At 65.7% G+C, this 9,247-nt stretch carries 8 protein-coding genes; 6 read left to right on the top strand and 2 right to left on the bottom strand.

Annotated elements, in window-relative coordinates:
• Positions 1-44 precede the first annotated feature (44 nt).
• Positions 45-791 carry a hypothetical protein gene (locus WN73_RS30640; protein ID WP_028172137.1) on the bottom strand — a complete coding sequence of 249 codons (747 nt, stop codon included), beginning with the start codon at positions 789-791 and terminating at the stop codon, positions 45-47.
• A gap of 294 nt (positions 792-1,085) precedes the next feature.
• Here WN73_RS30640 and WN73_RS30635 point away from each other — a divergent pair, with 294 nt between their 5' ends.
• Both WN73_RS30635 and WN73_RS30630 read left to right on the top strand, forming a co-directional pair.
• On the top strand, positions 1,086-2,117 hold the full coding sequence (locus WN73_RS30635; RefSeq protein ID WP_028172138.1) for an ABC transporter substrate-binding protein: 1,032 nt from the start codon (positions 1,086-1,088) through the stop codon (positions 2,115-2,117).
• Positions 2,114-4,807, top strand: coding sequence for a hybrid sensor histidine kinase/response regulator (locus WN73_RS30630; RefSeq protein ID WP_271555978.1), 2,694 nt, complete (start codon positions 2,114-2,116; stop codon positions 4,805-4,807). The genes WN73_RS30635 and WN73_RS30630 overlap by 4 nt, the downstream gene beginning before the upstream one ends.
• On the opposite strand, the gene WN73_RS30625 is transcribed toward WN73_RS30630, so the two are convergent.
• Positions 4,800-5,723 carry a LysR family transcriptional regulator gene (locus WN73_RS30625; RefSeq protein ID WP_028172140.1) on the bottom strand — a complete coding sequence of 308 codons (924 nt, stop codon included), beginning with the start codon at positions 5,721-5,723 and terminating at the stop codon, positions 4,800-4,802. The two genes, WN73_RS30630 and WN73_RS30625, sit on opposite strands and share 8 nt — an antisense overlap.
• Before the next feature lie 128 nt (positions 5,724-5,851).
• Here WN73_RS30625 and WN73_RS30620 point away from each other — a divergent pair, with 128 nt between their 5' ends.
• From WN73_RS30620 to WN73_RS30605, 4 genes are all read left to right on the top strand, one after another.
• Complete coding sequence (locus WN73_RS30620) at positions 5,852-6,790, top strand: ring-cleaving dioxygenase (protein WP_011086031.1); 939 nt, start codon at positions 5,852-5,854, stop codon at positions 6,788-6,790.
• A complete protein-coding gene (locus WN73_RS30615) occupies positions 6,787-7,413 on the top strand; it encodes an alpha/beta hydrolase (RefSeq protein WP_011086030.1) in 627 nt (208 codons plus the stop codon). The genes WN73_RS30620 and WN73_RS30615 overlap by 4 nt, the downstream gene beginning before the upstream one ends.
• A gap of 178 nt (positions 7,414-7,591) precedes the next feature.
• Positions 7,592-8,374: an IclR family transcriptional regulator gene (locus tag WN73_RS30610; RefSeq protein WP_011086029.1), complete on the top strand. Its 783-nt coding sequence runs from the start codon at positions 7,592-7,594 to the stop codon at positions 8,372-8,374.
• Positions 8,371-9,246 (top strand): ABC transporter permease, encoded by an 876-nt coding sequence (locus WN73_RS30605; RefSeq protein ID WP_011086028.1) that lies wholly within the window; start codon positions 8,371-8,373, stop codon positions 9,244-9,246. Before WN73_RS30610 ends, WN73_RS30605 begins: the two co-directional genes overlap by 4 nt.
• The last annotated feature ends 1 nt before the right edge of the window (position 9,247 follow it).

Here is a 9,247-nt window from a genome sequence, read left to right as displayed (position 1 = left end):
CGATCCACGACCGGGTGGGAGAATGTCGTCGAAGGCGTCCGGCATCAGAACTGGCCGGGCGGCAGCTTGAAGATGTCGGGGCTCTTGGCGTCGGCCACGTAGAACAGCAGCAGGCTGGTCGGGGTCAGCACACGCTGGTTGTTCTCCTTGTTCTCGAACGTGCCTTGGAGCAGCAGGATCACCGAGCGGTCCTTGGCGTCGCTGCCGCGGAACATCACGATGCCGCCGGCAACCGGCATGTTGACCGCGATGGAATCAGGCTTGAAGCCTTCGCCCATGAAATGGGCGCGCAGGATGTTGGCGTTGGAGAACAGCTTTTCCGGCGTTATCGCCGCGTCGGTCCCCTTCGACCAGACGGCGCCCACCTGGATCAGCGACTTGGACTTGTAGCCGAACACGTAGGAGAGCTCGGCGGTACCGCCGTTCGGCAGCAGCTCGGGAACCGACATGAGGATGCTATGCGTCAGCTCGGACGCGTTGTCCTGCGCCTTGATGGCGTCGGGCTTGGCGTTGAAGTCCTTGATCATCGCCGCGCGCACGTCGGCTTCGCCCATGCCGAACTTGGCGGAGCGGAAGCCGTCGATTGACTTTGCCTTGTCGTCCGCGCCGGCGCTCGGCGCCTCGGTCGTGGCCGCCGCCGGGGCGCCGGCCGCCGGAGCAGCCCCAGCCGCAGCAGCCTTCGGGGCTTGCGCCGCCTTCTGCTTTGGAACGGCGCCCTGAGCCGCCACCGGACCTGTAGCCACAAAGGTGAGAAGGCCGACGAGGGCCGGAACGAGATAGATTTTGCGCATCGAGAACCTTCGAAACAACTTGAAAGAACGCTTCAAAAATCGGCAGTCACGAAATCGGCTTCTCCGAACCGCCGTCGCAACCGAGACGGAAAATGTTGCAATGCCATAAGGCGCTACAAAACATCACGGAGCAGACAAGGCTCGAAACAGCGACTCCTCAGCGGCGTAGGAATACGGTATCGGGTTGCCAAACGCTGCGAATGAACATTCACAAGCGCATTTTTTCATCAATTGTGGATGCCGGCGGTTCGCGCTAAGCATCCGCCTTGGGGCAATCATCATGCAAAGAATTTCATGACCGAACGGCCTTCCGCTTTCGCGGTCGATCGCCGCGGGTTCATTCGCCTTGCGGGGACAAGCGCTGCGGGATGGCTCGCGCTCGGCGCAACATCTGATCGCATGCGGATCGTCGCCTCGCTGACGGGATTACCGCTCGACGACGAATTGACCAGAAGGAGCATGACCGACAGCCCGACCTCCCGCCTCGGCGGCCTCATCGTGGGTTTGAGGCAGCGAGGCTGGGTCGAAGGCGTCAACTTCCGCCTCGAACTCCGTTCGACTTTCGGCAGCTCCGATAGACTGAAGACCGCGGTCCAGGAATTGCTGGAGCTGAAGCCGGACGTGATCCTGACCGGCTCGACGATCGAAACCGCGGCAGTCCTGGCAGCCACCAAAACCATCCCGATCGTCTTCGCGACGGCCAACGATCCCGTCGGCAATGGCTTCGTCGAGAGCCTCGCGCATCCCGGCGGCAACGTCACCGGCTTCACCAACAGCTCCGCCGAGATGGGCGGCAAATGGCTTCAGCTCATCCGGGAGGCCGTGCCTGACGTTGCGCGCGTCGGTGTGCTGTTCAACCCGGCGACCACGCCGCGCGGCGGGCGCTTCTTCCTCGACTCCATCGAGCAAGAGGCCGCAGCATGCGGCGTCTCCGTGGTCCCCGCCCCCGTCAACGCGCCAACGGAAATTGACGAGGTCATCAGGCGCCTCTCCGAGCCGCCCAAAGCGGCGATGGTTGCGCTGGTCGACAGCTTCCTCGTGATCCACCGGCAGGCGGTCGTGGCGACAGCGGCCAAATATCGCGTCCCCACGATCTATCCGTTCCATTATTTCATGGATGCGGGCGGGCTGATGAGCTACGGGCCGACGCTCGAAGTGCGCTCGGCCGACTATGTCGATCTGATCCTGCGCGGCACCAAGGCTGGCGATCTCCCGGTGCAATCGCCACGCAAATACGAGCTGCTGATCAACCGCACGGTCGCCCGTACGCTGGATTTGACCATACCGTTCACGCTGCTGGCACGCGCCGACGAGATCCGCGAGTGAACGAGCAGGTCGACCAGGAACATTTGCGGACGCCTCCCGGCCGGCTGTTCCGCAAATATCTCTACTCGATCGTCGCCCTCGCCTTTGCCGCGCTCGCCATCAACACCGGCTTCGACGTCTGGTTCTCCTATCGCGAGCAGAAGCAGCTCCTCGCGGCAACCCAGCGCGAGCAGGCAGCGTCTGCGGCGATTCAGATCGGCCAGTTCATCGGCCAGATCGAAAACCAGATCAGATGGCTTTCCCGCCTGCCCCCGGAGCTGTCGACGAACGAGGACGAGCGCTTGAACGCGATCCGCCTCCTGCGCCTCTCGCCTGCGATCGCGGAGATTGCTGAGCTCGACGCGCAGGGCCGCGAGCAGGTGCGCGTGTCGCGCCGTGTCGCGGACAGGGTCGGCAGCAAGATCGACCTGTCCGCTTCGCCCGCCTTCCGCGGCGCCAACGAAAGCCGGACCTATTACGGGCCGGTCTACTTCATCGGCGACACCGAGCCGTTCATGACCCTCGCCGCGCGCGGGGTCGGCCGCGGTCCCAATGTGATCGTCGCCGAGGTCAATCTGCGCTTCATCTGGGACCTCGTCGCGGGGATCAGGGTCGGCAACACCGGCAAGGCCTATGTGGTCGACCGCATGGGGCTGTTGATCGCACATCCCGATTTGTGGCCGGCGCTACGCCGCAGCGATCTTTCGGGACATGCCGACGTTCGAGCCGCACTCGATGGCGTCGGGCCGCCGTCAGGCGGCCTGGTCAAGGAAGATCTGTCCGGTCAACGCGTGCTGTCGACCTATGCGACGGTGCCCTCGCTCGGCTGGTTGGTATTCGTCGAGCTTCCGCTCACCGAAGCCTATGCGCCGATCTACGCGTCGATCGGCCGCTCGACGTTTCTCCTGGTCGCTCTGCTCGCCTGCGCGGTGCTGGTCTCGCTCTTTCTCAGCCGGCGCATGACCGTGCCGATCCAGATCCTGACACAGGGTGCGCGCCGGATCGGCAGCGGCGATCTCGGCCTGCGGCTCGCGATCAAGACCGGCGACGAGCTGGAGGCGCTCGGCGACCAGTTCAACCGGATGGCCGCGCACTTGCGCGAATCCTACGCGACGCTCGAGCGCAAGGTCATCGAGCGGACCTCCGAGCTCGAGAAGGCGCGCGACCACGCCCTCGCCGAGCATGACGCGGCCGAACGTGCGCGCAGCATTGCCGTGCAGGCCAACGAGACCAAGTCGCGCTTCCTCGCCGTCGTCAGCCACGAGCTGCGCACGCCGCTGAACGGCGTCATGGGCGTGCTGCAACTGCTGGACGACGGCAGCCTCGGCGAAGCGCAGCGACGCCATCTCGCCACAGCCGCCGCATCGGGCGAGACGCTAATCGCGCTGGTCGATGCCATCCTGGAATATGCGCGTCTGGAGGCCAGCGCCGAAACGCTGGAGAGGCGCGACTTCCGTCTCGATCAGCTCATCGAGGCCGCCGCCGATCTGATGCGCCCACAGGCCTTCGGCAAGGGACTGACCTTCGATCTCGCCAGCGACGTGACGGTCAACACGTCCGTGCACGGCGATCCTGTCAGGCTCAATCGCATCCTGCTCAATTTGATCGGCAATGCCATCAAATTCACTCCGCGCGGCGGGATCGGCCTGAAGGCGTCAGCGGAGCAGCACGAGGATCACATCCTGCTGAGCATTACGGTTCGCGATACCGGCATCGGCATCGCGCCGGACATGCACGAGCGGATCTTCGAGGATTTCGTGCAGGCGGACGATAGCATCGCACGGCGGTTCGGCGGCACCGGCCTTGGCCTTGCGATCGCGCGGCGGCTGACGCGCCTGATGCGCGGCGAGCTGACGGTGGAGAGCACGCCGGGCGCAGGCAGCACGTTCGCGCTTGAAGTACCGCTCGGCCTTGCCGCGAGCGGCATCGCGCAAGGTGCGCTTCCGCCGCCGTCGCGGCGGCTTCGCGTGCTGCTGGTCGACGACGATCCGGTCAATTGCCAGGTCGGCGAAGCCATCCTGAACCGACTCGGCCATCATCCCACCATCGCCAGAAACGGCGCGTCGGCCGTCGCACTCGCCCGCGATCAGGCGTTCGACATCATCCTGATGGATCTGCACATGCCCGACATGGACGGCGTGGAGGCGGCCTCGCAGATCGGCAAGCTCGGTCTGCCGAGCATGCCGCGCATCATCGCCGTGACCGCCGACGTGTCGCGCAGCGCACGCGAGCGGCTCGCCAGTGCAGGGATCTCCAAGGTTGTCGGCAAGCCGATCCTGATCAATGCCCTGCGCGAGGCGATCGAGGACGATCCGCCGGACCAGCCGGCAGAAGTGCGGCTCGCCGCAGGCGCGTTGATCGACCGGCATTTCCTCGACGACCAGAAAGAACTGCTGGGAGCCACGCAGATCGCCAAGCTCCACCAGCTTTTGCGGCAAACGAGCCAACAACTGATCGAGGACATCGCCGAGGCTGCGGCGATCGGCGATCACCTGCAGCTGGCGCGATCCGCACACCAGCTTGGCAGCGCGGCGAGCGCGCTCGGCCTCGTTCGCCTGTTCGAACGCTGCCGCGAGGTTGAGCTGGCGGTAGCCACGATGTCCGCATCCGAATGCCACGGTGCCGCCCGCGAACTTGCCGCCCTTCAGAAAGCTTCGATGAGCGCGCTGGACGAATTGCTTCTGCCCGTCGAACAGCGTTCGGTCAGCTAGCCGCGGCGCGGCTGCGTACGCCCGCCTCATCCTCCCGTCCAAACCGCTCGACCAGAAAATCAATGAACAGCCGTACCTTCACCGACAAATGCCGCGTCGGCGGATAGACCGCATAGAGCGCGAGCGGCGGCGCCGAATAATCATCCAGCACCGTCAGCAACTCGCCCTTCCGCAAAGCGTCGGCGGCGATGAACTCCGGGAGCAGCGCGAGCCCCCTGCCCTTGATCGCGACGTCGCGCAGCACTTCGGCGTTGTTGACGCAGAGCGACCAGGTCGGCTGGATCCAGTGATCGCCATCCGCGCCGGTAAGCTTCCACTGATTGCCGGTGAGCAGGAAGCCGTAGGTCAGCGACGCATGCTCGCGCAGATCCTGCGGATGCTTTGGCGTGCCGTGCCGCGCGAGATAATCGGGCGAGGCGCAGATCATGCGCGCCACCGGCGTGATCTTGCGCGCGATCAGGCTGGAGGATTCCAGTTCGGCGATCCGCAGCGTCACGTCAAAGCCGTCCTGGACCGGATCGAGCAGATCGTCGCTCAGCACGATCTGGAGCTGAAGCTCGCCATAGCGCGCCATGAAATCGGCGAGCACCGGCCCGAGCCGCATGGTGCCGAACGACATCGGCGCGTTGACGCGCAGCAGCCCGCGCGGCGCGGACTGGGCTTGCGCCACCGCCTGGTCCGCGGCCTCGATCTCCGAGAGGATCACGACTGCGCGCTCGAAATAACGCTGGCCGTTCTCGGTCGGGCTCGCGTGGCGGGTGGTCCGGTTCAGGAGCTGGACGCCGAGGCTCTCCTCGAGGTCGGCGATGTATTTGCTGATCGCCGACCGCGACAGCCGTAGCTGACGGCCCGCCTCGGCAAAACTGCCGCTTTCGACCACCTTCACGAAGGCCCGGAGGCTAGCGACCTTATCCAAGCTGCCGCTCCAGCGATTGTTTCCAAATCGTAGACATAGACGTCATATTTGCATGGATTGTCTCCAATCCAAAGCGGAACGATATTTCCGGCCAGAGCAAGACTGCTCCCCGAATTTGGAGGACGACAATGTCTGGACTGCACCACGTCACCGCGATCGCCGGCGATCCCATCAGGAATTTCGGCTTTTACACCAGGGATCTCGGCCTGCGCTTCGTCAAGAAGACGGTCAATTTCGATGATCCCGGCACCTATCACTTCTATTATGGCGACGAGACCGGCCGCCCCGGCACCATCCTGACCTTCTTCCCCTGGGCCGGCGTGCCGGCTGGGCGCCGCGGCGTCGGCGAAACCCATCAGACCGCCTTCCGCGTGCCTCAGCGTTCGCTCGGCTACTGGACGCAGCGCTTCACCGAGAAGGGCATCGCCTATGAAGCCCTGGAGAAGCGCTTCGGCGAGTCCGTGCTGCCGTTCACCGACCCCGATGGCATGGCGCTCGCGCTCGTCGGCGTTCCCGGTGCCGAGAACGAGCCCGGCTGGAGCAATGGCGACGTGCCGGCCGAGCATGCGATCCGCGGCTTCCACGGCGTGACCTTGCTGCTCGACAGCGCGGCGAAGACGGCCGCCGTCCTCACCGACGTATTCGGCTTCAAGGAGACGGGACGCGAGGGCTCGGTGATCCGCTTCAAGGCGCCGGGCGATGCCGAGGGCAGCGTCGTCGACATCTACGAGGCCAAGGGCTTCTTGCGCGGCCATCAGGGCGGCGGCTCGGTGCACCACATCGCCTTCCGTGCGGCCGATGACGCCGAGCAGGGAGCGATGGCGCAAAAGCTCGTCAGCAATCACGGCCTGCACCCGACCGAGCAGAGGGACCGCAACTACTTCCGCTCGATCTACTTCCGCGAGCCCGGCGGCGTGCTGTTCGAGATCGCGACCGATATTCCCGGCTTCGCCGTCGACGAACCCGTTGCGACGCTGGGACGCGACCTGAAGCTGCCGGCCTTCCTCGAAGCGCATCGCAAGCAGATCGAGGGTGTGTTGCCGAGCCTGGAAGAGAGCGTGTCATGACCGAGAGTGCATTCATCCATCGTTTCGAGCCCGCGCGCGACGCGGGCTCGGCCCCGCTCCTGCTGCTGCACGGCACCGGTGGCGACGAGAACGACCTGCTCGGGCTCGGCAAGATGATCTCGCCCGGTGCCGCCCTGCTCTCGCCGCGCGGCCGCGTGCTCGAGCACGGCATGCCGCGCTTCTTCCGCCGCCTTGCCGAGGGCGTGTTCGACGAGGACGATGTGCGCCGGCGTGCGCGCGAGCTCGGCGATTTCGTTGGCGAGGCGCGGCAGCGCTACGGCATCGCCGCGCCGGTTGCTGTCGGCTTCTCCAACGGCGCCAACATCGCAGCCGCGCTGTTGCTGCTGCAGCCGGGCGTGCTGGCAGGCGCGATCCTGCTGCGCGCCATGGTGCCACTGTCAGATCCGCCCAAGGCCGAGCTCGGCGGCAAGCCCGTCCTGCTCCTGTCCGGACAGGCTGATCCGATCGTGCCGGCGAGCAACTCGGCCCGGCTCGCTACGCTGCTGTCGGAAGCGGGTGCGCGTGTCGATCACAGGGTCCTGCCAGCGGGCCATCAATTGTCGCAAGCCGACGTGACGCTCGCCCGCGACTGGATCGGCAACGTCGCCGTGGAGGCGGCCTGATCCCAAAGCGGCGTACCGCCTGACCGCGGTGCGCCGCTTCGTTATATCCGAGCGACCTTCCGCCGCATCTGCGCAATCGGGCACCACCCTGCCGGAAATTTCCGCTTGCTCGTTTACGCGCCAGGCTTAGAATTTGGGACAAGGTTCCGAAATATGGAACTACCTTGGACCGACCTGCATGAGCGCCCTCACCAACGCGATCGAGATCCTGCGCTGCTTTTCCAGCGCGCGGCCGGATCTGTCGTTCGCGGACGTGATGGCGCTGACGGGCAAACCGAAGAGCTCGACCTCGCGGCTGCTGCGCTCCTTGCGCGACTGCGGTCTGCTCGAGCAGGACCCGCACACCCGCCGCTACCGCCCCGGCCTCCTCACCTTCGAGCTCGGCCGGCTGCACCGCGCCCATGACGATCTCATCAGCATGGCCGAGCGCGAGCTGCGCGAGGTCTGCGCGCGCACCGGCCACACCGGCTACATCGCCGTGCTCGACGGCTACGAGCAGGTCGTGCTCCGGATCGTTCCGGGCTCGAATCCCCTGCGTGTCGTCAATCCGCCCGGCCAGCGCACGCCGGCGCTCGCCACCTCGAACGGCCGCGCCATGCTCGCCCGCCTCGCCGACGAGGACGTCCGCGCGCGGGTGCCTGCGACCTATCCAAAGCTGCCGCGCAACTCGCCGCAGAACTTCAAGCAGCTGATGGCCCGCCTCGACGAGATCCGCCGCACCGGCGTGTCCGAGGCAGCCGATGAATCGATCGAGGGCGTCGGCTCCCAAGGCTTTGCGCTGAAAAGCGGCGAGACCGGCGAGATGATCGGGATCGCGGTGTCCTATTCGGTGCAGGCGACCACTGCCGCCGAGCGCGCCAATGTCCGCCGCGAGCTGGCGGCGATGGCCGCAAAATTGCGGCGCATGACCGGCGATCCGCTCGACCAGGATACAGCGCGCGTTCAGACGGGGACGCGATGAGCAGCGCCACCACCCAGCGCCCCAACGGCCTTGCGCTCTTCATTCTGCCGAGCGCGCTGCTGTTCGCCCTCTTCTTCTTCCTGCCGATCGGGCTGATGGCGCTGATGAGCGTGCTCACCGGCAATCCGGTGGTGGCGCCGAAGGTCGCCTTCACCACGCGCCACTACGCCCGCATGATCGACGATCCCTTTTATCTCGAGGTGATCTGGACCACGATCCGGATCGGGCTCGTGACCACGCTGGTCGCGCTCGCGATCGGCTATCCGCTGGCGCACTGGATGGCGCGCATCAAGAGCCGCACCGGGCACGCGCTGCTGCTGATGGCGGTGCTGGCGCCGATGCTGACCGGCATCGTGGTGCGCACCTTCGCCTGGATGACGCTGCTCTCCGACAAGGGAGTCGTCAATCAGACCCTGATGTCGCTCGGCGTGATCAGCCAGCCGCTCAAGCTGATGTACACCGAGACTGGCATCGTGGTCGGTCTCGTCCACATCTACGTTCCGTTCATGGTGCTGACGCTGACCGGCGTGATCGGCCGCATCGACGAGCGGCTGGAGCAGGCCGCGGAAAACCTCGGCGCGAGCCCCTTGCGTGCGTTCCTCGAGGTGACGCTGCCGCTCAGCCTGCCCGGCATCCTCGCCGGCTCGCTGCTGGTGTTTGCGCTGGCGATCAGCGCCTATGTCACGCCGATCCTGCTCGGCGGCTTCCAGATCATGACGCTGCCGATCCTGATCTACCAGCAGATCTCGGCGAACTTCAACGTCGGCTTCGCCGCCGCGCTCGGTATCGTCCTGCTGATGATCTCGCTCGGGCTCGTCGTCGCCTATAACCGCGCGCTCGGCCTCGTTTCCGGCCAGCGCGAATTGCAGTGAG

It is taken from the genome of Bradyrhizobium sp. CCBAU 45394 (assembly GCF_028128655.1).
GTDB classification, from domain to species: Bacteria; Pseudomonadota; Alphaproteobacteria; order Rhizobiales; family Xanthobacteraceae; genus Bradyrhizobium; species Bradyrhizobium diazoefficiens.
This window is presented reverse-complemented; position numbering and strand designations above follow the sequence as displayed.